The following is a 24374-nucleotide window of genomic DNA, read 5'->3' as shown; positions in this document are numbered from 1 at the left end:
GAGCTAGCCTTTAATGTTCGATATTCTTCTGAACCACTCTGATTTTTTACTTATCAATAAGCACCCTGGAGTCAGCGTCCACAAAGACGATGGCGATACCATGTTGCTTCAAGAAGTTGCTAAGGCAATTAATGAGCCTAAGCTGTATCTCGTTCATCGACTAGATAAAATGACTTCGGGCATTCTGCTGCTGGCAAAAAATGCGTCGGCGGCGAGCGAGCTTTCACAGCTATTTGCAAAGCGTGAAGTAGAGAAATACTACCTTGCGATCGGTTCTAAGAAGCCAAAGAAAAAGCAAGGTTTGATCTCAGGAGACATGGAGCGTTCACGACGCTCAAGTTGGAAACTTCTGACATCCAAAGAGAGCCCTGCGATTACTCAATTTTTATCAGCAACGGCTGAACCCGGTGAGCGTTTGCTTTTATGTAAACCCTATACGGGGCGAACTCACCAGATCCGTGTCGCGATGAAGTCGATTGGCTCAGCCATTGTTGGTGACCCTATTTATAATCCATCGAGTGAGGCTGACAGAGGTTATCTGCATGCTTTCGCGATTCGATTTATCTATCAATCACAAGCCTACGAATATGTCTGCGATCCAAGAAGCCTAAACTCCTTGGGTGAGAAGTGGCATCAAGAAACCGTGTCGAACGGTTTGGACAGTTGGCTTGAACCTTGGTCATTAACTTGGCCAAAGCTAAACACTAAGTGAGTGAAATAATGGAAGCATCAGCTTTACCTCTGTTTTTTAGTCATATTGAACAGCAACTTAATGAAGTACCAAACGAACTACGCCGTATTTTCCACGGGCGCGGTAAGTTTTGGCCTGGTCTAGAGCAACTGACATGTGACTGGGTTGATGGACAGCTACTGGTTAACGTGTTTAAAGAAGTCGACGATGAATTCTTGTCATCTCTTAAAGCTGGATTGGTTGAACTCACCAACAAAGATATCTGGCAATCAAAGCAGGGCACAAGCATTGTTCTGCAACACCGTTATGCCGATGGTGCGCCTTCAGAGGTTCTATGGGGTGAGTTGAATGACTCTCCGGTTGTGGTTGAGCATGGCCTTAAGTACCAATTAGACATTGGCCGTAATCAGAACTTCGGTTTGTTCCTAGACATGCGTAATGGTCGTCAGTGGGTACAAGATAATGCCAAGGATAAGAACGTTCTTAACCTGTTTGCATACACTTGTGGTTTCTCTGTCGCGGCTATCGCTGGTGGCGCTCGTCAATGCATGAACGTGGACATGTCACGTGGCTCGCTAAACAAAGGTCGCGATAACCACCGTCTGAATGAACACGATATGCGCTCGGTTAACTTCCTTGGCTACGATATCTTTAAGTCGTGGGGGAAAATCAAGAAGGGCGGTCCTTACGAGCTCGTTATCATCGATCCACCTTCGTTCCAAAAAGGCAGCTTTGCTCTAACCAAAGATTACAAAAAAATCTTACGTCGTTTGCCTGAACTTCTAACTGAAGGCGGTGAAGTGATTGCGTGTGTGAACTCACCAGCAGTATCACCAAACTTCCTGATTGAGACGATGGCAGAAGAAGCACCAAGCGTTGAGTTCATTGAGCGTCTGGACAACCCGCCTGAGTTTGTCGATGTCGACCTTGATTCAAGCCTAAAGGTATTGAGGTTTAAAATCACGGCTTCAGCTGAAGCTTGATGTCATGATTTAGCGGGCATTATCCATACTAATATAGAAAACGCCGCTCACAATGAGCGGCGTTTTTATAGGTGCAAGAAACTAACTCATTTATTAACTAGCTTGGTTTTTTAGTGTCTGAAAACCAAAATAAATACGCATGAACGTGGTTAGCCAACAAGCTGCACCAAAGGTGTAAGCGATAACCGCAAAGTGTTGAGGCCAAATACAAAACGCGATGAAACAAGCGATGGTTTCAGTGCCTTCGGTTAGCCCTGACATGTAGTACAGAGACTTATGCTTATAGACTGGGTTTTCAATGCCTCGCTTGCCTGCCATAACCGCAAACGCTAAAAAGCTGCTGCCTGTGCCGATAAAAGAGAAGATCAAAAATGCACCGGCAATGGCGTTGTGTTCTGGGTTGGCAATGACAAATCCAAAAGGGATCAGCGAGTAGAATAGGAAATCTAGGCTGATATCGAGGAAACCGCCCGCATCACTAATGCCTTGGATTCGAGCCAAGGCTCCATCAAGCCCATCACATACTCTATTAAACACAATGAAGCCTAACGCCCACTCATATTGTTGAAATGCCAACGCTGGAAACGCTAAACACCCAATCAGAAATCCGAATAACGTGGTTTGATTGGCCGTGATACCCAATTGGTTTAGTAACTTAGCAGACTGATTTAATGGCCACTTAATGACCTTAATGGAGTACTTATCCAGCATGGTTACTTCTCCATGGCCAAGACAGTACTTCTGCCCCTTGAGGTACATCGGCTTCGTCGTGCGTGACCATTAATGTAGGGATATTCGCTTTGGTCAGCTGTTCGAAGACCCAATCGCGAAATTGTGCTCTGAGCTCTTGGTCTAACTTACTGAACGGTTCGTCAAGCAGGGCGAGTTTAGGCTTGGCTAACAACATACGAGTCAAGCTTATTCTTGCGCGTTGACCGCCGGATATTTGATCCGGGAAAGATTCAGCTAAGTGAGTTAGCTCTATGTCTTTTAGTGCAGCCATTGCTTGTTTTTGGCGAGCGGAACCTTTAACAGAGTTCGGTAACGAAAAGGCCAAGTTTTCCCATACTTTGAGGTGCGGAAACAACAAGTCATCTTGAAACAAAATACCGACTTCACGCTGATGTGATGGAAGCTCGTCGAGCTGAATATTGTTCAACACAACGGTGCCAGAGTACGAAAACTCTTCACTTAAGTGACCAGCAATCGCATCCAGTAAGGTCGACTTTCCGCAGCCACTCGGCCCCATCAAAGCCAGTATTTGGCCAGATTCTAATGTGACGTTTAGCGCTGAGAACAGCGAATCTCCATCGGTTTTACGGATGGCGAGGTCGTTGAGGTACAGACTCATTACTTAGGAAACCTTTAAAAGTAAGACGGCGATATCTGAGTTGAAGTCGGCTGACTAATATCGCTAAAGAGAAAAAGAACAGAGGCAATAGGGCCTGCCAAATGGCATAGATTGCTGTCACCCTGCGGTCGAAACCACTGGTAAGTGCAACGGCTTCTGTGGTGATCGTGCTAATACGGCCCGCGCCGAGCATTAATGTTGGAAGGTATTGGGCCAAACTCACGCTGATCCCGACCGCCCAAGCAAAGGCAATCGCAGGAAGCAAGATTGGTAGTTTGATCGAATACCAACTCTGAAATGGTGATTTACCTAGGCTCAGCGAGGCTTTAATCAACCCATCATTGAAGCTTTTCCACGGGCCATCCAAAGACAGATACACGAACGGGAAAGCAAAGAAAACATGCGCCCAAATCACCCAGAACTCATAGGCACTACTGCCGATGTAGAGGGTCGTGACTTGCATACCAAACAACACTGAAAGCTGTGGTATTAGCATTGGAATAGCGATAATGAAGCCCGGAACTTGCCACTTGTATTTGATTCTGTATTCGTGAGCCACCAGCGCAAGCAACAAAGCGACTGAAGCGGCAATCAGACCAATCCATAAGCTTTGACCCACAGTACTCATGATGGCATCCCACTCGAACTCCCAGAAGCGCATGCTGTAGCGGCTCGGCAGTAAATCAGGGAAGCGCCAACGCTGAGCAACGCTCCAAATTACCATTAAAGGAATGATCAGCAGTGAAAGGCTAGCAAGGACAGTGAATACCGTTTTCCCCGGAAGGTTTGCCCCTGTTCTTCCGGAATACTGCCAAGTTCGAAAGTACTTAAGAACCGCCCATTCAACTAAACGCGCCAAGGCGATGATCAACGAAGCTAAACCAAACAAAACGATGGCACCAGCAGCAGCTCGCGGAAGTAGGTTAAGATCCGGATCGTTGAACCATTGCCATACCAAAACGGCAAAGGTCGGCGGGTTGGTTGGGCCTATGATCAAAGCAATATCGACAACCGAGACACTGTAAGCGAGTACCGCCAGCATTGGGAAACGAAGCTTGGTAAACCATTGTGGGAAAATACATTTCCACCAGATCTGAGCGCGGCTGTAACCGAGCGATGCACTGACCTTGGTGATACGCTCTACATCAATTTGCTGAAGTATCGAAATGCTCATCAGCAATAAGAAGGGGACTTCTTTGAGTGCGAGCATAATAATTAAGCCGAACGCGTATGGGTCTTTCACCAATAACGCCAATTCAGAGCTGGTAGCCGATTCGCCGAGCAAGTGATGTACCGCTCTTGCGCCAAGCCCCGTTGGACTAAACAGAAAAGCAAAGCCGATAGCGAAAGCTACATGTGGAATGGCAAGCATTGGCGATAGCGTAAACTCAATCTTTCTCCAAAACTTGTTTCCCCAAGAGGCTTGAAGAATACAAAAGGTCAGGAAGCAGGCTATATAGCTGCTTGCAATTGCTGAACCTAGGCTTAAGCCAATAGAGTGCCAAGCCCCTTCCCATTGAAAGACTTGGCTAAAACCGTTGAGTGTCGGCTCCTCTAAACCAAGGGGCGGGATGAAACTCAGTGACGAAGCCACGACTCCCGCTACCCCAGGAATGGTCGGGATAATGCATACAGCTATAACAACAAAATATAGAGCGCGTAGCATGAAGACTAGTTACCGTATCGCTTAAGCCACTCTTTCTCGAGCGCGTTTTGCCAGCTAGGGTGTGGTTCATCAACCGATTTAAATTGCTGGGTGTTTTTAGCGCTGCCAGTCAGGTATTTGCCGCTCAGAACCGAAGGATCGCCCCAAACATTGAGGTCACCCTTGCGAGACTGTGCTTCCGGGCTCAATAAGAAGTTAATGGTCACTTGAGCACCTGCGGTTGCATTGGCGTTCCAAGGAATCGCAAGGAAGTGAATGTTAGATAGAGCGCCGCTTTCTAGAGCATAAGCCTTAGTGGTTTCGGCTAAGCGACCACTGGCTTGTGCTGAATAAACAGAGTTTGGATTAAACGTAATCGCGAGATCGATCTGTCCGTCATCCAGAAGTTGGATGCTTTCCGATGTGCCTGCTGGGAACTGCTTTCCACCGCGCCACGCCACTTTATGGAATTTATCTAAGTAAGCCCACAGTGGTGCCGTTACTTCTTGGAAGTTGTCTTCTGAAACCGGCTGAGCCAGCGCAGGGTTATTGTTTGTTAGTTCAATCAGTAGTGACTTAATGAAGCTCGTGCCATGAAACTCTGGTGGGCGAGGGTAGCTTAAGCGGTTCGGGAAAGCCTGAGCGTAGCTTAACATCTCAGAGAATGATTGTGGCGGGTTGTGAAGTGTTTCTTGGTCATGAATGAACACCAGTTGTCCCACGCCCCACGGTGCTTCTAAGCCTTCTGTCGGCTCTGAGAAATCGACATCAATTGGCAGAGACTTATCGACATACTGCCAATTTGGAAGTGATTCCGTAAATGGCCCAAACAATAGCGCGTTGTCTTTCATCGAACGGAAGTTCTCGCCATTAATCCAGACGATATCGACGCTGCCTTCACTGTTCTTTCCTGCCGCTTTTTCAGCAAGCAGTCGAGTGGTGGTTTCCGCAATATCGGTCACTTTCACATGCTTTAACGTGACACCGTAGTCACTTTGTAATTTCTTGCCTGCCCACTGTAGGTAACGATTGATCTCTTGGCTTCCGCCCCAAGCGTGAAAGTAGACAGTTTCTCCCTCTGCCTGCTGTTCTATTTGGTTCCAGCTGTCGGTGGATGTTGCTTCATCAGCATAAATGGTTGCGCTGTATGCAACGGTTGCCATGATTCCTAACGTACTTACTATCTTGTTCATAAACTTTTCCATTTGGTAGTGAACGGGCAAGAGCATTGTATTTTCGAACTCCCTAGTGCGTATTGACCCTTCGTGGTTAACGAAAGATCAACATGCCCTAATAGTTATTCTATCTGTTTCTGAAATAAATTCTAATTCAACAGTAAATTCAATCAATTACTTGAGAACAAGCAGGGAGTTCGCGGTCGAGTTTTGTTCGATTCGTAATCATCTCGAAAACTCGACAGACTCTAGGCTTTTGCCATCCTAGCAACAGACCGCTGAACCGTTGAATTTATTGCATCTAAATGAGAGATTTTTGAGGTTTATTGGAGGCTGGTACGAAAAGTCGGCGATGAGTGTCAATTTTGAAGAAGTAGTGAGGGCAAGCTGACAATAAAAAAGGAGCCATCAGGCTCCTTTAATCAGTATTTGGTTTCGATGACGGATTAGTTTACCCAGTCACGAATTGTGTACGTTAGCGTGTGTACATCGTTTTTCAGTACTAGCGTATCGTTTGTTAGCGTTACGTCGCTCCACTCGCTTAGAGTAGCAGAAACCGATTGTTCGATTTCCATCGCAGAGCCGTGACACATTTTCATTGTCATGCCCATTTGCTTGATACGGAATTGACCGTCTTTCAGCTCGCCTTGACCGAAGAAGTTGTTACAACCAGCCATGCCGTTTGCAGTCATCTTTTCGCCGATCTCTAGACGAGGAGCTGCTTGGTCTTCGCTTTTCACAATGTCCTTGCCATCAATTTGCGCAAGTTCCCAATTATGGTGCTGTAGATCGGTTGGTGTTACTTGCATCGCGTTGTCACCTGTTGTTGTGCATGCTGCTAGCATCATAGGTAAAGCGGCTACTGCTAGTAATTTTTTTGAACTAAACTTCATATTATAAGGCTCCAAAGGAAAGAACGAAGTTACCGGATAAGTGTAACTTGATGGGTTCAAAGTATAGTTTACAAAACACTATATGTGTCAGTATAAGGTCATAGTTTAGTATGGATTTCACGAGCCAGGCGACAAATTAATCGCTTATTTTTGAGAGAGTAAGCGTAATTTTGAATGTGTAAGGAGGCATGGTGGAGCAGTTAGAGTTTTTCCAAGTTCCAAGCCCTTGCGTTGGGGTTTGTTCAAGCGATGACAAAGGCTATTGCAACGGTTGTATGCGCAAGAGAGAAGAGCGCTTTAATTGGATGTCGATGACACCGTCAGAACAATTGCACGTGATAAAGCTGTGTCGTCAGCGCTATAGAAGAAAAATAATGAATCAAAAAAACTTGATTGGTAAGCAGGTCGATGAAGAGGGAAATACCAGTCCCCAAAGAGATCTTTTTGGCTAAAGAGGAAGTATTTAGATTTTATTTAACTCCGAAGTAACTATTACTTTACATAATGGTTGGGGTGTAATATTAAAGTAGGTACCTTTGTACCTGAAGGAGTGGTGTCGGTATGAATAAAAAGAACGTAAAAATCAAAAAAGAGCCAGTCAAAGCACTTGACCGAAAACCGATCGGGGCAAAAGATGACCCTGAAGAGACTCCGCGTGATTGGCATTCGATGTCAGAAGAAGAACGAATGGAAATCCTTTCTCACCTCTCAGACATGCCTTTCCAATAACACCACTGGTTCTTCAGAGCCTTTCTTAAAGCTCAGTTTTCAGAAACAAAAATGTGATTAAACAAACATGTGATTCGCTTTCGTTACACCACGATGGTACGTGCAAAATGTATCATCGGCCTCGGTGGTTTTACTGTGAATCTTAATGTTTGTGATCACTTCTACCGCCCCTGCATCGTAGCAAGCTTGTTCTGCTTTTTTAACGATATCGAGTAATTGGTTGAGTTCACCTTTCATCGTAGTTTCCATCGCACCGACTTGGAAAGGCACATCGGCAGCTTTCACAACTTCAATGGCTTTATCAACCACTTCGAAGTTGTTGCCTTCTTTAACGCGAGGTATCACTTGGAAGGCAACCATCACTTCTTTTTCTCTTTTTAACTCAGACACTTTCTGCTTACTCTAGGATAGGGAATTGTTGCAGATTATAGGTTAATGCGGAGACGAATTCTACAGCGATTATGCTGGTTGGATTACTCTCTTTGTCCTACTTGTTACCCCAGTGGTCACTTACCCAACCACCTATGTGCTCATCAAAATGACTGCCACTGAACCTCTGGTTGCGTTCAACCGAAGTATCACAATCATCTTTATTATCTATTAGGGTTTGTATGTAGTTTGCCATCGGGTCATTGGAACGTTGACGATCTCGGCGAGTTGCCACTTCCTTAATCAGTTGTAATCGATATGTAGAGCTAGCACGTTTCATTTCAATGACCTCCTGTTGTAGACACTAATAGAAAAATCTAGTTGCTAGATATAGGGGCGTCAACGTGATTTAAGAGTATTTTTTTTGAGCAACCAAGAATCAATACGTTGGCATCATAATTCACAAAAGTGTCATTTAAGTTGGCAACTTTAGGGAAGTTTTTGGGTGTGAATTTGTATTTTGTTGCATATAAAAAAGCCCAGTACAAACTGAGCTGACCATTCTATTTCTGGTTACTTAGAGTTATTTCTGGTTACTTAGAGCTATTTGGTTTGCTTTTAAATTGCTTAATGCTTTTCTTTTTAGCTGTTCTTCGATTGGCCATTTTATCTTTAGGTGGACGCTTGCGAGCGGTCGTTTCAGATGCAGGTTTGTCGGTAACCGGGAAACCCTCTAATGGTTGCAGCACTAACGGCTTATTGGTCAAGGTGCGAATCGCATTGAGGTAGTCAGTTTCGCTGTGGCTAACCAGAGAGACCGCGCAGCCAGTACTTCCTGCTCTTGCTGTACGACCAACGCGGTGTACGTAAGTTGCTGAGTGAGAAGGTAATTCGAAGTTAATTACAATAGGTAACTGATCAATATGAATGCCTCTAGCCATCACGTCTGTCGCGATAAGCACACGAGTCTCGCCATTTTTGAAACTTTCTAATGCTTGCTCTCGTTCTTCTTGGCTCTTATTTCCATGTAACGCACTCACACTGATTTTGGCTTTATTCAATCGTTTGGTTAATGCATCGGCATTGTCTTTTGCGCCAATAAATACCAATACTTGCGGCCATGTGTGTTGATTGAGTAGTGCGATGAGCGCTTGAGCTTTACTGCCTTTGTTCACTAAATACAGGGTTTCTTCAATAGTCGCGACCACGCTGTTTTCTTGATGTGTCGTGACTTTAACTGGATTTAAAAGAAGCTCTTCAGCTTGCCCTACTAATTCGGGCGGAAGTGTCGCAGAGAACAACAGTGACTGACGTTTACTTGGTAGTGCTGCAGTAATCGCTTGAATATCTGGCCAAAATCCCATGTCGATCAGGCGGTCGGCTTCATCAAGAACCAATGATGAACACCGAGCTATATCCAGTTCATCACTTTTGATTAAAGCAAGTAGGCGGCCCGGTGTGGCGATGGCTAATTGTGGTTTAGTCGATAATTGTTGCTGTTGATCATCAGTATTTACGCCGCCCGTTAGCGTTACCAATTTGATATTGAGCGTTGTCGCGATCGGTTCTAAAGATTTGGTCACTTGAGATGCAAGTTCACGGGTTGGAACAATGATCAGTGCTTGCAGTTCATTCACATCTTGGTTGATGTTATTCAGTAAAGGTAAGCCGAACGCCAATGTTTTACCGCTGCCCGTTTGAGCCAATGCGAGTACGTCTTTCCCCGCAATAATGGTAGGAATTACCGCTTGCTGTATCTCTGTCGGCTTATTGAATTGAGATGAGAGCGCGGAGACGGTTTTTGCGTTAAGGGTTAGGCTATCAAATGACATAAATGAACCAAGTATCAAAAAGGAGGTGGAGTCTATCAGGGCTACAAATGTTAGAGAATCAGTTTTGTATGTTAGACGATAAACACATTCATTATACGCGCGAATTATGTCTGTTAGCTATACGCGATAATTAAGCGTTTATCATATTGTAATGGCACTGAATGGACGTACAATGTCCGCCCTAAAAATGTTCATGAAATGAGATCGAAATGAGTTGGGACAGTATCTGGCTGTTTATCGTTATCGTGTTTTTTATTGCCATTATCCCGGGCCCAAATGCGCTGTTGGTATTAAGCACAGCCTTAACTCAAAGGAAGCTGTTCGCATTTGTGAACGTGTTGGGCGTGTCATGTGGTTTCTTTTTTCATGCCTTTATCTCGGCTAACGGCATAAGCTTATTACTGTCGAACACTCCCATGGCCTTTGAAGGGCTAAAGTGGGCTGGGGTTTTGTATCTTGTCTGGCTTGGGTATAACCATTTTCGTGCGGCGCTGCGCGCTCAAGAGGGCGTGCTCTCTGTGGTCAGTGCATCGGGAAGTAAGCTTTATAAGCAATTTTTCAAAGGGCTTCTCACTAATCTACTGAATCCTAAAATTGTCCTGTTTTATCTTTCTATATTCCCTCAATTTGTTTCAACAGATGCGATTGTGACAGACAGTTTGATACTTGGTGCAATTCAAGCGTCAGTGGTGTCGATGTGGTTCTTAGTTGTGATCTTAATGGCGGATACCTTTAAGCGCTTGTTAGTTCAAAAGCGCACCTCGCAAATGATGAACATTGTGTGTGGGATTCTATTCGTGGGCTTCAGCATTCAGTTGGCATTGTTTCAGCTTTAGGGTGCGATGCGAAGAATTGGGTTTTTAGCTATTGGTTCAGTTCATTTCCGGCTTAGTTCTCGTTTCCATCTTAGTTTTCATTTCCGATTCAGTTCTCATTTTTTACTGAATGCTAAGCAATCAGTGTTTCTCTGTATAAATCTCTAAAGCATTAGCTCGGGAAGTCGATATAATTATTAGCTATCAATTTGGTGAATGTGTTTATTTGAGACCAATTGAAGCTACAGCCTATTGCTTGACCGAAATAACAGAGACAGGGAGTCACCAATGCGTGAAGATTCATTCACCCAGAAACGCAAATATTACCGCTTAAAGTACCCTCAAAAGGCTCGTCCGGTGATGCGAATTAAGGAAGAGCTTTTTCATGTCAGCGAAGTTTCTGAAAAGGGTGTACGCCTGATGATGCGTAACATCATTCCGGTTTATCGTGGCTTTTCAATGGCCGGCACCTTGAGGTTGCATGACAACAACAGTATCGATATTAGCGGTGCTGTATTGCGACAAGAAGGTGACGAAGTGATCGTTCAGTTATCACAAGGTCCGAGCTTCAAAGATATGGTGTCTGAACAACGCCACATTAGGCAAAGATACCCAGTGTTTTTTGCTAGCCTCAGAGTGGCATAGAAAGCTTTTAAAGTTAGATTCACTCATCCAAGCCGATATTAAAAAGCCCAGCACTTTCACAAGTGCTGGGCTTTGTTCTATCTATAGCCCAGATTCTTATAAACCAAAGGCGATACAGGTAAAGCTAATGAGCTTAGTTCGCCTTATAGCTCGTCTACTGTAGCCCAAACTGCGGCTAGCATATCGTGACCAAACGCGACACTTCGTTCTGGAGACCAGCCGTAAAGTTCGTCAGCGTGACTGATGTGATCTTTAAATGGCATCTCGACGGTGTAAGCCAAACACTTGAATTGCTCACCAATCCAGTTTGTGCCAACTGTCATGTTTGCTTTGCCTGGTTCGTCTTTATCGTAACCAAATTCATCTTGGAACTCTGGCGTGATAGTGAGCAGTGCTTGCTTGAAGTGGCTCTCTAGCTTCGCGATGCGCTCGTTGTATGAAGGCGTGCCTTCGCTGCCTGCTACAAAGTTATATGGAATCGCTTCATCGCCATGAATATCTAGGCACAGGTCAACGCCCGTTTCTAACATACGCTCGCGAACAAGGAATACCTCTGGGCTGCGTTCCATAGAAGGTGATTGCCATTCGCGGTTCAGGTTAACACCAATCGCGTTAGTACGCAGGTGACCGCGGATGCTGCCATCTGGGTTCATGTTTGGTACAACGCGGAACACAACGCTGTCTAGAAGAGAGCGACCGACCGTATCTGTTTCATCAAGCAGGCGTTGTAGCAGACCTTCGATTAGCCATTCAGCCATCGTCTCGCCTGGATGTTGGCGACCGATAACCCAGATATTTTTCTTCTCTTCACTTGGCTCGCCGATAGTTAGCAAAGTGATGTCGTTGTTGTCTAGCGTGTGACCTAGAGTTTCAAGCTTACAAGCAGGGTGCGTTTGAGCATTGTGCAGAAGATCTTGGTGACGATCGTATGAGTACGGCGCGAAGTACGCGAAGTACATTGAATCGTGTTCAGGGATGATATCGAAGCTTAATGTATCGCCATCGAACTGAGATGGGATACGGAACCACTCTTCACGGTCATACGATGCAACTACATCGTAATCTTTCCAGCCTTCAGGGTAGGCAGATGTTGCCAATTGACCGATTTCAAAGTGGTGAGATTGTTGAGCTTCACTTTCTAAGCGGAAGTGAAACCACTGAGAGATTTCAGTTTGGTAGTCTGCTGGGATCGTCAGTTGAATGTTTTGTGGTGAATCTGCAGAAACGACGTGAATGTTGCCGCTTTCGAAATTGCTGAAAATTTTCATTGTAGTTTTTATCTCGTAGTTGAGTTGCCGTAAGACTAGCACACTTTTTTTCGAGCAAACCACTAACTAAATCGTAATGAGATGTTATTTCAACTATCTACTTTTTAGTTCTCTACTTTGAGCAGTACTTCCTATCTATCGACGCTGACAAGTTGTACACCCACGACAGGCTGAACGTGTGTGGCGATCTAACTTGCTGCGTTGAACCTTACAATAAGCGTTTTTCAGCGCTCTTCTTCCTGAGAACCAATCATCGGGTTTTGACAGGATCAGATAACCATTAAAGCGTTTCATAAGCTCGACTCTATTTTGGTTGATGAACTTGCTATCAAAGCCAATCTCAAAGTAATCAAGCGCTTGTTCAATCGAGGTGAAACTCGCCATTTTTTGTTGGAATTCTGTTTGGTTCATTGAGTGAGGAGTTTATGAAAAATAGATAGCCAATATTGTAATAGATTTACAATTTACTTCTTTGACTTAGAAAGCCGTTTTGTCTCGTTGATGTTGGATTAATCAATAATGAATATTTAACCGCTGCTTCTTATTTGGTGGGTGATTGTATCTGGTGGGGAATAATTTCGTGAAGTGGCCTTGGGTTCTCATAAAGGTTCAATTTTTGTTCCTCAGAATGCGATTTATGATCCAAATCAAACTGATCTACCCCTAAAGTACTATTCTGATCTTAATTGTAACCAATTGTTGAAGATGATTAAGAATTATGACAATAAAAAAACGTTATATCGCACTAATAGCGGCGGTTGGTATAGGTATTGGCTGGTTAACCTTAGGGGGAACTGCAGCCGTTATGCACTATACATCGAGCACTGAGTTTTGTGTTTCTTGCCACACAATGGAAGCACCCCACAAAGAATACCAAGGTTCTGTACACTTCAGTAACGCAAAAGGCATTCGAGCTGAATGTGCCGATTGCCACATTCCAACTGATCCGATTGACTACGTGATCACCAAAGTAAGAGCGTCCAAAGACATCTACCACGAATTTATTTCAGGTAAGATAGACACGCCTGAGAAATATGAAGCACACCGTGAAGAGATGGCTGAGACAGTTTGGGCTCAATTCCGCGAGAATGACTCAGCGACTTGTCGCTCTTGTCACGAATTCGATGCAATGGAAGAGTTCGAGCAATCTCGTGATGCAGCAAAAATGCATGCTTATGGTCGTGAAAATAACCAAACGTGTATCGATTGTCACAAAGGCGTTGCACATTTTGCTCCTGAAGCTCAGCTAGATAGCAAAGCGTTCGATACCCTGATCGCATTTACGAAAAACACGCCAGCAGATGCGAAAGTGGTTTACCCAGTAACCGATATCGCAATGGGTGACTTCGGCAGTGTAAACCCAACAGCAGAACTGCAAGTGGTTAAGGCTGAAGGCGACAACCGTACTGTGACTTTGAATGCATTCCAAATGAAAGGTGCAGAGCAAGTGCTTTACTTCGGTGAAGGCCAACGTGCAATCGTTGCGACATTGACAGACAAAGGTCAAGAAGCACTGACTACTGGTGACTATAAAGCAGATGCTTATGGTAACGAGTGGCGTTCAGTTGCGCTAACGGGTGATATCACTTCTCCAGTTGTCGATAAACTAGACCCAATCTGGTCTTACGCAGAAGAGTTGGACAACGTTTACTGTGCAACGTGTCACGCGAAAATTCCTTCAAACCACTTCACTGTGAATGCTTGGGGGCCTGTTGCGAAAAGTATGGGCGACCGTACAGACATTTCTGAGCAAAACCTTGAGCTGCTGACTAAGTACTTCCAAAACCACGCGAAAGACGTTGTTGGTCACTAAAGAGAATTAGAAGGATAAAATTATGACTAATATGACACGTCGTGGATTTATGAAAGGCACAGGTATTACAGCTGGTGCGTTGGCATTCACATCTTTGACGCCGATGAGCGCAATTGCTTCGGACAAACGTGGTTCTGGTGTTCTAACATCAGGTCGTATGGGACCAATGCTGTGTGAAGTGAAAGATGGCAAGTTAGTGTCGACGACGAATGCACTGGCACAAACGGTTCCAAATAGCCTGCAGACCACAGGCCCTGATCAAGTACACACCAAAGCGCGTGTTAAGTACCCTATGGTTCGTAAAGGCTACTTGGCTAACCCATCTGCACCTGAAGGTGTACGTGGTAGTGATGAATTTGTTCGTATCTCTTGGGATGAAGTGTACAAATTGATTCACCAACAACACTCACGTATTCGTCAAGAGCACGGTGCGGAATCTGTATTCGCAGGCTCTTATGGCTGGCGTTCAAGTGGTGTTCTGCACAAAGCGCAAACGCTTCTACAACGTTACATGAGCATGGCTGGTGGTTACTCTGGTCACTTAGGTGATTACTCAACAGGTGCTGCGCAAGTTATCATGCCGCACGTTGTGGGTTCGATTGAGGTGTATGAACAGCAGACGACTTACCCAGTTATCCTTGAGCACAGTGATGTGGTGGTACTTTGGGGCCTAAACCCAATTAACACTTTGAAGATCGCTTGGAGCTCAACCGACTGTGCAGGTCTTGAGTTCTTCCACCAGTTGAAGAAGTCGGGCAAGACAGTGATTGCGATTGACCCAATGCGCTCTGAGACTATCGAGTTTTTTGGTGACAACGCAGAGTGGATTGCTCCTCACCCAATGACTGACGTAGCCATGATGATGGGTATCGCACACACGTTAGTGAAACAGGGCAAGCACGATAAAGAATTCTTGGGTAAATACACAACAGGTTACGACGTATTCGAAGCTTACTTGATGGGTAAGGAAGACGGCGTAGAAAAATCTGCTGAGTGGGCGTCTGAGATCTGTGGTGTGCCAGTGAAGCAGCTTGAGCTACTTGCGGATATCTTCAGTAAGAACCGTACTATGCTGATGTCTGGCTGGGGTATGCAGCGTCAACAATACGGTGAACAACGTCACTGGATGTTGGTTACGCTAGCGACAATGCTAGGTCAAGTTGGCTTGCCTGGTGGTGGTTTCGGTCTTTCTTACCACTACTCAAACGGTGGTAACCCTGCTCGTGATGCAGGCGTACTTCCTGCGATTTCAGCGTCACTTGGCGGTGGTTCTTCGGCGGGTAACGATTGGGCTGTTTCAGGATCTGTGAACGCATTCCCTGTAGCGCGTATTGTTGAAGCGCTAGAAAACCCGGGTTCAAGCTACCATCACAATGGTCACAACCTAACGTTCCCAGAGATCAAAATGATCTGGTGGGCAGGCGGTGCGAACTTTACTCACCACCAAGATACCAACCGCTTGATCAAAGCTTGGCAAAAGCCTGAGCTGATTGTTATCTCAGAACCTTACTGGACAGCAGCAGCTAAGCACGCGGATATTGTTCTGCCAATTACTACATCGTTTGAACGTAATGATATGACGATGACGGGTGACTACAGTAACCAACACTTAGTGCCAATGAAGAAAGTGGTTGAGCCACAAGGTGAAGCTCGTAACGATTTCGATGTATTTGCGGACATGTCTGAGTTACTTGCTCCGGGTGGTCGTGATGTGTACACCGAAGGCAAGACCGAGATGGAATGGCTGTATGGTTTCTACAAAACCGCACAGCAAGGTGGTCGTGGTCAGCGTATCGTAATGCCTAACTTCAGCAAGTTCTGGGAAGATAATCAGTTGATCGAGATGAAGTGGAACGAGAAGAACGCACAGTTTGTTCGTTACGCTGATTTTCGTGAGAACCCAATCATGAACCCACTAGGTACACCAAGTGGCAAGTTCGAGATATTCTCAAGAACCATTGAAGGTTACCAACTAGATGATTGCCCTGCACACCCAACTTGGTTAGAACCAACAGAGTACACAGGCAACGCTAAAGATGGCGAACTGCAACTGATGACAGCGCACGCCGCGCACCGTCTGCATAGCCAGTTCAACTACGCGAAGATCCGCGAAGAGTATGCGATTGCAGACCGTGAGCCGATTTCAATTCACCCTGAAGATGCGAAAGCTCGAGGCATTAAAACGGGTGACTTGGTTCGTGCACATAATGGTCGTGGACAAGTATTGGTGGGTGCATTAGTGACGGACGGCATCAAACAAGGCTCTGTATGTATCCATGAAGGCGGTTGGCCTGATTTAGATAAAGAGACAGGCCTATGTAAAAACGGTGGCTGTAACGTGCTTACGTTAGATATCCCGACTTCTCGTTTGGCGAATGGCTGTGCTGCAAACTCTGCGCTTGTGAAGATTGAAAAATACACAGGTCCAGTATTAGAACTCACGGCATTTGATCCACCTAAAAACGGCTAATCTTTAACAAGTAATAGCTAACTGAATGAAGCCAGCCTAATCGCTGGCTTTTTTTGATCCTTTTCTTGCGATGAAGACTATTACTCAATGTCGGCTAGACATCCCATAATAATCAATGACATCTAAGCGAGAAATAAGCTCATGAATCGAATCAATCCAAAGAAACTACTTCGCAGTAAATGGACGGCCGTTAGCCCAATAAAGAAAGAAAAACACTTCATGGTCACAGAGGTCGAGTTTGAAGAAGGGGAGGTCATTCGTTGTTTAATAGAAGCGGTGATGACCAAACGTGAGGAAGACATCAACTGGCGGGATCTCACCGATAAGGATCATTGGCTTCCCGGTTGGAAATAAGGATAGCAAGTAGGGAGCAGTCCTTATTTCTAATTACCCGCTGCTGCACGTCCTTGCCAGTATTTAAGGCCTTCTAAGACACCCTCAGCATGTGTTGCTCTACTCGTGTATACGTTGTCTCTATCCGATAGGTGAGCAACCTCTGGGTAATGGTTAGCAACCAGTATCGAGTTTACGCCTTCAATGGTGAGCATTGAGGTGTCGTTAGCTGAGTCACCTGCGACGCACACTTCTGCAACGCTCAAATCGTGTTGTTCGAGTAGGTGGTGAATCGCAGTCGCCTTGTTAACGCCTTTTGGTGTGATATCTAAGTACCAATCATGAGAGTAAGTAAGGTGAACATCTAATCCGTGGATCTCCAAACTAGATTCAATCAGTTCGTGTTGAGGCTCTGAAAGCTTTCCTTCAAAGGTGATCTTGTAATCGCCTTGATGGTTTTCTATGCGCTCACCCATAAAATCAAGGGGGGCGAGAGCCGTCTCTACCCTTGATTTGTTCCAAGAAGCTTCCAGTTGGTTATGCCAAACATGGTCTGGTTTTTGGGAATGAACATGATGAATTTTGGTGCCCACATCGCTAATAATACTGTGTGGCTTCGGGTAGTTATCCGATTCTAAACCCATTCGAATCGAAGGTAATGTTCTTCCTGTCGCGATGATAAAGCGAATATCAGGTTGTTCTGTGAGGTAATCAAATAGCTGGTTAACACCGTGAGATGAGCCTCCATCAAGCGTACCGTCAAAGTCACACACCAACATTTTTATCATTCGAATTCCTTGTCTTTTTCTCTATTTCGTCACGGGAAAATGCTTATTTCTTTTATAAAGAATGGCTCAGCAATGAGCACTCTACAAGTTGAAGTTCAGCTTAGATAATCACCAATTGACAGTTTGCAGCAAGTATCACAGTTGGTGTGACGTATTAAAATTCTTGGTTGAAAAGGTTGATTTCAACTCGCTGACTTTAGCCGGTTGACCTTTGGTTTTTAGGTAGAGATTGAGAGTTGATCTTATATTTTTTACCGAGCGAACTTTCGCCTCGGAAACATCATGAAAGCTCAATAAATAGTTCGTACTCGAATTATTTGTGCACGAACTAATTATGGTTTTTGTTGGTTCATTCAGCCTATTAATCACTCTAATGTAAAATTAATATTCAATAACCTACGACTACGTAATACATAATATTGGCCGTACGCTTATCTAATTTATCCCTTTTATTATCAGTAGCTTGCTTTGTTTTTGCTTATTTTTGGTCTTGTTGTTGCTGGTCTGGTTTCAGTCTGTTGCCTTGTTTTACCGAACGAAGAACCTTGATTTACACGTGTCAATTACTTAGAGTGCTAATTATTTTTCGGGTTTAAATAACCAATTTAAGTTTAAATAACTGAGAAAGGATTAGATTACATGGATCCCATACTGGAAGTTAAGGGACTGTACAAGGTGTTTGGTGAAGACACCGACCGTGCTTTTACAATGATTAATGAAGGCGCAAATAAAGATAAAGTTTTCGAAGAAACAGGGCTAACGATCGGCGTTAACGATGTTTCTCTTAGTATTCAAGAAGGCGAGATTTTCGTCATAATGGGATTGTCAGGATCTGGCAAATCAACCCTAGTACGCCTTCTTAACCGCTTGATCGAACCTACCAAAGGCAATGTGCTTCTTCGAGGCAAAGACATTGCCCACATCTCAGAAGATGAACTGCGTGAAGTCCGCCGCAACAACATCTCCATGGTTTTCCAAAATTTCGCACTGATGCCGCATATGACAGTTATCGAAAATGCTGCATTTGGCCTTGAGCTGGCAGGTGTTGAAGTAGATAAACGAAAACAGTCAGCATTTGAAGCGTTAGAGCGCGTAGGCCTTGGCGCATACTCAGAATCGTACCCAGATGAATTGTCTGGCGGTATGAAACAACGTGTTGGTCTAGCGCGAGCCTTGGCATGTGACCCAGATATCCTGTTAATGGACGAAGCGTTCTCGGCACTCGATCCTTTGATTCGTACTGAAATGCAAGATGAACTGATTCGTCTTCAAAATGACGATAAACGAACGATTGTATTCATCTCTCATGATTTGGATGAAGCGATGAGAATCGGTGACCGTATTGCCATTATGCAAAACGGTGAAGTGGTTCAAGTGGGCACACCAGACGAAATTCTTAACAACCCAGCGAACGACTATGTCGAAGCCTTTTTCCGTGGTGTAAATGTCGCAAGCGTACTTACTGTGAAAGACATTGCGCGTAAGAAACCGGCTGCGGTATTTAAAAAGTCAGAACACGACGGCCCAGCTTCCGCTCTGCAAATCCTAATGGATAACGACCGTGAATACGGCATCGTTGTTGAGAAGAGCAGCCTTTACTCCGGCATTGTTTCTATCGACTCTCTTCGTAAAGCTCACAAAGAGAACAAATCATTAGTGAGCGCGCAGCTCGATGATGGATTAACGCTAAACCCTGATTTACCAATCAATGACGTGCTTGGCCTTGTTGGTGGTGTGCCTTACTCGGTTCCTGTTGTGGATGAGCAAGGTAATTACTTTGGCGTGGTAACTAAGTCACGTTTGCTACAAACATTGGATAAGGGGTAGATCATGTCGTCTGAACAAACAAATAATGACCCATGGTCACAGTCTGCTCCTGCCGCTCAGCCATCAAGTGATCCTTGGGGTCAAGCCGCTGACACTTCACCATCGGCAGATTGGCTAAGCAGTGAAACCGTAGAAACCATTCCTTTTGATCCTCTTAATCCTTTTGCAGAAGTCGTTCTGCCTGTTGATACTTGGGTTGAGTCTGGATTGAATTGGCTAGTTGAACACGGACGACCATTGTTTCAAGCAATTCGTGTACCTATCGATTTCATTCTAAGTTCATTTGAAACGGCATTGGTGTCTACGCCAGCACCATTCATGTTGATCATCTTGTTTCTAGTGGCATGGCAGTTTTCAAACTTGAAGCTTGGCGTTGCAACGGCCGTATCTTTGACTTTCATTGGCTTGATTGGCGCTTGGTCTGAAGCAATGACCACATTGTCACTGGTCATGACATCCGTATTCTTCTGCCTATTGATTGGCTTACCCATGGGGATATGGCTCGCTCGAAGTAACACGGCGGCTAAATTCGTGCGCCCAATTTTGGATGCTATGCAAACCACACCAGCCTTCGTTTATTTAGTACCGATCGTCATGTTGTTTGGTATCGGTAACGTTCCAGGTGTCGTGGTGACCATCATATTCGCACTTCCTCCTGTTGTTCGTTTGACCATCTTGGGTATTCAGCAAGTTCCGGAAGAATTGATCGAAGCGGGTCACTCATTCGGTGCAAGCAAAAAGCAGATGCTTTACCGAATTCAACTGCCACTTGCATTACCAACTATCATGGCGGGCGTGAACCAAACACTGATGTTGTCGTTATCGATGGTGGTTATCGCATCAATGATTGCGGTAGGTGGTTTAGGTCAAATGGTACTGAGAGGTATTGGCCGTTTGGATATGGGACTGGCCGCTGTTGGTGGTCTCGGCATCGTTATTCTAGCAATCCTGCTTGACCGCATTACTCAAGTTCTCGGGGTAAATGCAGGTAATACAAAATTACGCTGGTACCACATGGGCCCTGTTTCTCTTGTGCTCAATGCGATAAATCGCGGTAACAAATCAGAACTACAATTAAGGAAAAACACCAATGAATAATTCATGGAAGAGCAAACTTGCAGTTAGCATCGTTTCTACATTAGCAGTATCAACGAACGTGTGGGCAGCAAGCTTACCGGGTGAAGGTGTATCAGTTCAGCCAGTTCAATCGTCTGTAGCGGAAGAAACATTCCAAACGTTGATTGTTAACCGCGCCCTTGAAGAGCTTGGCTACGACGTGAAATCTACGCAAGAAGTGGACTACAACGTAGGTTACACCTCTATCGCAAAAGGTGACGCGACGTTCCTAACCGTAGGTTGGTTCCCGCTTCATGCTGATAAATACAAAATGGCGGGCGGCGATGACAAATTCTACCGTGAAGACCAATATGTAAGCGGTGCCGCTCAAGGTTACCTAATTGATAAGAAAACGGCTGAAAAATACAACATCACTAACATTGGTCAACTGACGGATCCGAAAATCGCGAAGCTGTTTGATGCTGACGGTGATGGCAAAGCAGACCTTACAGGCTGTAACCCAGGTTGGGGTTGTGAGATGGTGATTGAACATCAACTTTCAGCGTTCAAACTGGACGATACGGTAACTCACAACCAAGGTAACTACGCTGCAATCATTGCAGATACAATTTCTCGTTACCAAAAGGGTGAATCAATCCTTTACTACACGTGGACACCTTACTGGGTAAGTGGCGTATTGGTGCCTAACGAAGATGTAGTTTGGTTAGAAGTTCCTTTCTCAGCACTTCCTGGCGAGCGTTCGAACGTGGATACGACGCTATCTAACGGCAAAAACTACGGCTTCGAAATGAACTCAATGCGCATTATTGCGAATAAAGAGTTTGCTAAGAACAACCCATCAGCAGCGAAGCTTTTTGAAATCATCAAACTTAACATCAATGATGTAAGCGCTCAGAACATGATGATGAGTAAAGGTAAGAACAGCTCTGCTGATATCGAAGCGCACGTAAACGGTTGGATCAAAGCGAACCAAAGCACGTTCGATGGTTGGATTACAGAAGCGAAGAAAGCAGCACTGTAACTTTGACTTGTATTTGTTCTGTCTTACCAGACACTTTGATTTGAAATGATGAGCGTGTTGAGTGATTGTGTAGAGTCACTCAATCACCTTCAAACCAAGTGAAAGGGCGACAAGAGTGAACATTATAAAGCCAGCAGTCCATTTGGATTGCTGGCTTTTTGTTTTCTGTTTCTATTTTTGAGCTTCTAGCTGTTAATTACAGCTCTAGCGTTCGCCTTGAACTTCGAAGTTGTCGCTGACTAAGCGAGCGCAGCCATCGGCTTCAAGTGCCCAGTGTTCATGATGTACAACGCCAAACGCTTTGTTCATTGTCCAACTCGCGGTAAGAATGTAACCGCCGTCTGGGTGCTCTTCCCATTTTACATCGGTGTAATCAACGTCTTTGAGACCTTGGTCGATGATGTTTTGCCAAAATGCTTGAATCGCTTCATGACCTTCAAAAGTACCAAATGGACGCGCTTCCATTACACAGCTTTTAGTATATTGATCGGCACAACCTTTCGCATCTTGGTTGTTGAAAGCCTTTTGCCACGCGTTAATGCCTTGCTTACATGCTTCTAAAATTTGGTTGTCTAACATTGTCTTTCTCCATAACAGTCTTGTTGTTTCGAGCACTGTCTTTTTTATTTGGTATTTCGATAAGTTGAATTGAGTTTAGTCTTGGAAATTGATTTGAAAAACAGAGATAATAGAAAATACTGTTTGTAAAAAGAGAACAATAAGATGAGTAAGCTAAAGCAGATGTCGATTTTCGCTCATATCGTAGAGCAGGGTTCAGTCTCGGCTGCGGCTGAAAAGTTAGAGTTGTCTAAATCTGTCGTCAGTCAACATCTCAAAATTCTAGAACAAGAGTTAGGCGCCTCTCTCCTTAAACGCACAACACGAAGACAAACTTTGACAAGCATGGGTGAGCGCTTTTATTTGAGTTGCAAAGACATCAATGTGATCGCTGAATCGGCTTGGGATATGGCAAAAGCCGAGCTAGAAGAGCCACAAGGCCGGATTCGTATCACAGCTCCGAATGCCTTGATGGATTTATTGGTAGCGCCTGTTATTGCCGATCTGATGAAACAATATCCGAAGTTAAAGCCAGAACTGATAAGCGACGATCAGCATTTAGACTTCATGGAGCACGATATTGATCTCGCGGTACGAGTGGGCAGTTCTCGTGACAGTAACTTAAAGCAAAAGCGTTTAGGTGAGTTTAAAGATGTGTTATGTGGCGTTGAAAGCATGCGTGAACGTGAGCTTGAATCGATTCCTTACATTGCAAACTCTTGGCAGGGAAAGCAGGTGACTCATCATTTTAGTTCTCAAACTGAGCAGGACTTTGTCTACCAACAGCAAGCTAGTTGCGTCACCAATTCGTTCCACAGTTGCCTTGCACTGATTAAATCAGGTGTTGGTATCGGTGTGATTCCAGATTTCTGCATTCCTCAGTTATTTGGTGATGTTGTCGACGTGCTGCCAAGCTTTGAATTACCCACCAACACGGTTTATGCGCTAAATCCATTCGCTTCAAATACGCCTATCGCCATCAAGCTGTGTATCCATGCGTTGGAAGAAAAGCTTAAGCAGAATTTAGTATAAGCTTTCTATCGTTGGTAAAATCCGGTGCTTAACCATATTTACTAATAAAAGAAATAACATGTTTATTACTCAGTAATTCGATCTTGTCGATAGTCAGTACGCAATAGCGGTAGTTTTTGTTTTTGAAGGTGATGTTCGACTTTTGTTCTGTTGGTTCTGAAAACTTCCATATTTCAAATCCAAGGTTTTTCATCAGCTCCAATGCATTTGGGTTTTTGATCATCATAGAGAATTTCTTGATCTTAGTATTGCTTGCAAGAAGCTTCATATCGGAAATCAGGTTCGCAATAGATTGTTCGCGCTTCTCAGAGTGACCGCTAACCACAATGTAATTTAAGTTCTGGTTAGAATCTAAAGAGCAAGCTTGCTTAATATGTAGATGCTTATTTTGGTATTGCTCGAACACCTCTTCGTTGAAGAAAAAACCTAGGCTATGACTAACAATATCGCCATTAACATCGACCATTTTTCTGCCATGCGCCTTTTTTTCACTGCAATAGAGAAACAGATCTATGGTATCAAGGGCTGAAGGATCCATCTTAGTATATTGTGAAATCAGCTTTATTCTATCTATTACTGCTTTGTCATTCTGATCTGTCATTAGTGGCATGATCTGACAGTCGCAGCCTTCTTCTATTTCCCCTTTAGAGATAGACGATATTCGGCTTTGAAACGAAAAGAACCTCTCACGAAGGAAGTCTTCAAGTAATGCACTGTCTTCGTTATCTTCTGAATCAAAGGATTTCAACGTTGTATACAAGTCCAGACCAAGGCAGTCCAATAGCTTTAGGGCTTTGTAATTACTTGGTTTTACTTTGCTATTTTCCCATCGATTTATCGTTACGACATCTACAGAGCTGAATTCATCATCTAAGTGATTAATGTATGCCGCAAAATCCTTTTGCGTTAACTTCAATTTCTTGCGCGCTTCGCGCAGTAATTGCGGAAATTTCATCATGGTAGAATATTCATCTTTGATTAGTGACATTACGTTCCGATTGGTCAGATAGTCTATTTTATCAATCGTTAATATACAGTAGCTATAATATTTATTTTTGA

26 protein-coding genes are annotated in these 24374 nt (G+C 44.4%); 13 read left to right on the top strand and 13 right to left on the bottom strand.

What is annotated here, in order from left to right; genetic code table 11:
* The first annotated feature begins 13 nt into the window (after positions 1 to 13).
* The gene (locus tag AB4517_RS09285) at positions 14 to 712 is read left to right on the top strand and encodes a TIGR01621 family pseudouridine synthase (RefSeq protein ID WP_371725002.1); all 699 of its coding nucleotides are present in this window, start codon (positions 14 to 16) and stop codon (positions 710 to 712) included.
* Between the two features lie 8 nt (positions 713 to 720).
* Complete coding sequence (locus AB4517_RS09280) at positions 721 to 1674, top strand: class I SAM-dependent methyltransferase (RefSeq protein ID WP_017068057.1); 954 nt, start codon at positions 721 to 723, stop codon at positions 1672 to 1674.
* Positions 1675 to 1767: 93 nt separating this feature from the next.
* Here the strand turns inward: AB4517_RS09280 and AB4517_RS09275 are convergent, their stop codons facing one another.
* The 5 genes from AB4517_RS09275 to AB4517_RS09255 all read right to left on the bottom strand — a co-directional run bounded on the left by AB4517_RS09275 (position 1768) and on the right by AB4517_RS09255 (position 6738).
* Positions 1768 to 2385 carry a CDP-alcohol phosphatidyltransferase family protein gene (locus tag AB4517_RS09275; protein WP_017060320.1) on the bottom strand — a complete coding sequence of 206 codons (618 nt, stop codon included), beginning with the start codon at positions 2383 to 2385 and terminating at the stop codon, positions 1768 to 1770.
* Positions 2375 to 3025 carry an ATP-binding cassette domain-containing protein gene (locus AB4517_RS09270; protein ID WP_017065359.1) on the bottom strand — a complete coding sequence of 217 codons (651 nt, stop codon included), beginning with the start codon at positions 3023 to 3025 and terminating at the stop codon, positions 2375 to 2377. The genes AB4517_RS09275 and AB4517_RS09270 overlap by 11 nt, the downstream gene beginning before the upstream one ends.
* Complete coding sequence (locus AB4517_RS09265) at positions 2991 to 4691, bottom strand: ABC transporter permease (RefSeq protein ID WP_017060322.1); 1701 nt, start codon at positions 4689 to 4691, stop codon at positions 2991 to 2993. The genes AB4517_RS09270 and AB4517_RS09265 overlap by 35 nt, the downstream gene beginning before the upstream one ends.
* A gap of 5 nt (positions 4692 to 4696) precedes the next feature.
* Positions 4697 to 5863, bottom strand: coding sequence for an ABC transporter substrate-binding protein (locus AB4517_RS09260; protein WP_372148242.1), 1167 nt, complete (start codon positions 5861 to 5863; stop codon positions 4697 to 4699).
* A gap of 428 nt (positions 5864 to 6291) precedes the next feature.
* Positions 6292 to 6738 carry an META domain-containing protein gene (locus AB4517_RS09255; protein ID WP_004734625.1) on the bottom strand — a complete coding sequence of 149 codons (447 nt, stop codon included), beginning with the start codon at positions 6736 to 6738 and terminating at the stop codon, positions 6292 to 6294.
* 188 nt (positions 6739 to 6926) lie between these two features.
* Between AB4517_RS09255 and AB4517_RS09250 the strand changes: the two genes are divergently transcribed.
* Entirely contained in the window at positions 6927 to 7190 is a 264-nt protein-coding gene (locus tag AB4517_RS09250) for a DUF1289 domain-containing protein (protein WP_017060324.1), read from the top strand.
* A gap of 109 nt (positions 7191 to 7299) precedes the next feature.
* The gene (locus AB4517_RS09245; RefSeq protein ID WP_017060325.1) at positions 7300 to 7467 is read left to right on the top strand and encodes a hypothetical protein; all 168 of its coding nucleotides are present in this window, start codon (positions 7300 to 7302) and stop codon (positions 7465 to 7467) included.
* A gap of 57 nt (positions 7468 to 7524) precedes the next feature.
* Here AB4517_RS09245 and AB4517_RS09240 read toward each other — a convergent pair whose 3' ends face one another.
* The 3 genes from AB4517_RS09240 to AB4517_RS09230 all read right to left on the bottom strand — a co-directional run bounded on the left by AB4517_RS09240 (position 7525) and on the right by AB4517_RS09230 (position 9668).
* Positions 7525 to 7827, bottom strand: a complete 303-nt coding sequence (locus tag AB4517_RS09240; RefSeq protein ID WP_017065764.1) for a thiamine-binding protein — start codon at positions 7825 to 7827, stop codon at positions 7525 to 7527.
* 127 nt (positions 7828 to 7954) lie between these two features.
* Positions 7955 to 8176 carry a hypothetical protein gene (locus AB4517_RS09235; protein ID WP_017057116.1) on the bottom strand — a complete coding sequence of 74 codons (222 nt, stop codon included), beginning with the start codon at positions 8174 to 8176 and terminating at the stop codon, positions 7955 to 7957.
* 253 nt (positions 8177 to 8429) lie between these two features.
* Positions 8430 to 9668, bottom strand: coding sequence for a DEAD/DEAH box helicase (locus tag AB4517_RS09230; RefSeq protein WP_017060327.1), 1239 nt, complete (start codon positions 9666 to 9668; stop codon positions 8430 to 8432).
* A 209-nt stretch (positions 9669 to 9877) separates the two neighbouring features.
* Between AB4517_RS09230 and AB4517_RS09225 the strand changes: the two genes are divergently transcribed.
* Complete coding sequence (locus AB4517_RS09225; RefSeq protein ID WP_017060328.1) at positions 9878 to 10504, top strand: LysE family translocator; 627 nt, start codon at positions 9878 to 9880, stop codon at positions 10502 to 10504.
* A gap of 267 nt (positions 10505 to 10771) precedes the next feature.
* Positions 10772 to 11128 (top strand): PilZ domain-containing protein, encoded by a 357-nt coding sequence (locus tag AB4517_RS09220; protein ID WP_372148241.1) that lies wholly within the window; start codon positions 10772 to 10774, stop codon positions 11126 to 11128.
* Between the two features lie 143 nt (positions 11129 to 11271).
* On the opposite strand, the gene AB4517_RS09215 is transcribed toward AB4517_RS09220, so the two are convergent.
* Both AB4517_RS09215 and AB4517_RS09210 read right to left on the bottom strand, forming a co-directional pair.
* Positions 11272 to 12396 carry a M14-type cytosolic carboxypeptidase gene (locus tag AB4517_RS09215; RefSeq protein WP_372148240.1) on the bottom strand — a complete coding sequence of 375 codons (1125 nt, stop codon included), beginning with the start codon at positions 12394 to 12396 and terminating at the stop codon, positions 11272 to 11274.
* A 135-nt stretch (positions 12397 to 12531) separates the two neighbouring features.
* Complete coding sequence (locus tag AB4517_RS09210; RefSeq protein ID WP_017060331.1) at positions 12532 to 12807, bottom strand: nitrogenase-stabilizing/protective protein NifW; 276 nt, start codon at positions 12805 to 12807, stop codon at positions 12532 to 12534.
* A gap of 307 nt (positions 12808 to 13114) precedes the next feature.
* Between AB4517_RS09210 and AB4517_RS09205 the strand changes: the two genes are divergently transcribed.
* The 3 genes from AB4517_RS09205 to AB4517_RS09195 all read left to right on the top strand — a co-directional run bounded on the left by AB4517_RS09205 (position 13115) and on the right by AB4517_RS09195 (position 17033).
* Positions 13115 to 14209 carry a NapC/NirT family cytochrome c gene (locus AB4517_RS09205; RefSeq protein ID WP_017060332.1) on the top strand — a complete coding sequence of 365 codons (1095 nt, stop codon included), beginning with the start codon at positions 13115 to 13117 and terminating at the stop codon, positions 14207 to 14209.
* Positions 14210 to 14231: 22 nt separating this feature from the next.
* Positions 14232 to 16679, top strand: a complete 2448-nt coding sequence (locus AB4517_RS09200) for a molybdopterin guanine dinucleotide-containing S/N-oxide reductase (RefSeq protein WP_017071931.1) — start codon at positions 14232 to 14234, stop codon at positions 16677 to 16679.
* Positions 16680 to 16820: 141 nt separating this feature from the next.
* Positions 16821 to 17033, top strand: coding sequence for a TIGR02450 family Trp-rich protein (locus tag AB4517_RS09195; RefSeq protein ID WP_017071930.1), 213 nt, complete (start codon positions 16821 to 16823; stop codon positions 17031 to 17033).
* A 29-nt stretch (positions 17034 to 17062) separates the two neighbouring features.
* On the opposite strand, the gene AB4517_RS09190 is transcribed toward AB4517_RS09195, so the two are convergent.
* Positions 17063 to 17800 (bottom strand): HAD-IIB family hydrolase, encoded by a 738-nt coding sequence (locus tag AB4517_RS09190; RefSeq protein ID WP_102321519.1) that lies wholly within the window; start codon positions 17798 to 17800, stop codon positions 17063 to 17065.
* Between the two features lie 639 nt (positions 17801 to 18439).
* On the opposite strand from AB4517_RS09190, the gene proV reads away from it, so the two are divergent.
* From proV to proX, 3 genes are read left to right on the top strand one after another with little or no spacing between them, the layout of a single operon-like run.
* Positions 18440 to 19627 carry a glycine betaine/L-proline ABC transporter ATP-binding protein ProV gene (gene proV / locus AB4517_RS09185; protein ID WP_372148239.1) on the top strand — a complete coding sequence of 396 codons (1188 nt, stop codon included), beginning with the start codon at positions 18440 to 18442 and terminating at the stop codon, positions 19625 to 19627.
* A gap of 3 nt (positions 19628 to 19630) precedes the next feature.
* Positions 19631 to 20725 (top strand): glycine betaine/L-proline ABC transporter permease ProW, encoded by a 1095-nt coding sequence (gene proW / locus AB4517_RS09180; protein WP_372148238.1) that lies wholly within the window; start codon positions 19631 to 19633, stop codon positions 20723 to 20725.
* A complete protein-coding gene (gene proX / locus AB4517_RS09175; protein ID WP_372148237.1) occupies positions 20718 to 21725 on the top strand; it encodes a glycine betaine/L-proline ABC transporter substrate-binding protein ProX in 1008 nt (335 codons plus the stop codon). The genes proW and proX overlap by 8 nt, the downstream gene beginning before the upstream one ends.
* A 204-nt stretch (positions 21726 to 21929) precedes the next feature.
* On the opposite strand, the gene AB4517_RS09170 is transcribed toward proX, so the two are convergent.
* Positions 21930 to 22304 (bottom strand): nuclear transport factor 2 family protein, encoded by a 375-nt coding sequence (locus tag AB4517_RS09170; RefSeq protein ID WP_372148236.1) that lies wholly within the window; start codon positions 22302 to 22304, stop codon positions 21930 to 21932.
* A gap of 144 nt (positions 22305 to 22448) precedes the next feature.
* Between AB4517_RS09170 and AB4517_RS09165 the strand changes: the two genes are divergently transcribed.
* On the top strand, positions 22449 to 23315 hold the full coding sequence (locus AB4517_RS09165) for a LysR family transcriptional regulator (protein ID WP_372148235.1): 867 nt from the start codon (positions 22449 to 22451) through the stop codon (positions 23313 to 23315).
* A gap of 28 nt (positions 23316 to 23343) precedes the next feature.
* Here the strand turns inward: AB4517_RS09165 and AB4517_RS09160 are convergent.
* Positions 23344 to 24374 (bottom strand): helix-turn-helix domain-containing protein (locus tag AB4517_RS09160; protein WP_372148234.1); only part of this gene is annotated, 1031 nt, incomplete at its 5' end.

The organism is Vibrio sp. 10N.222.52.C3, assembly GCF_041474195.1.
Taxonomy (GTDB): Bacteria; Pseudomonadota; Gammaproteobacteria; order Enterobacterales; family Vibrionaceae; genus Vibrio; species Vibrio crassostreae_C.
This window is presented reverse-complemented; position numbering and strand designations above follow the sequence as displayed.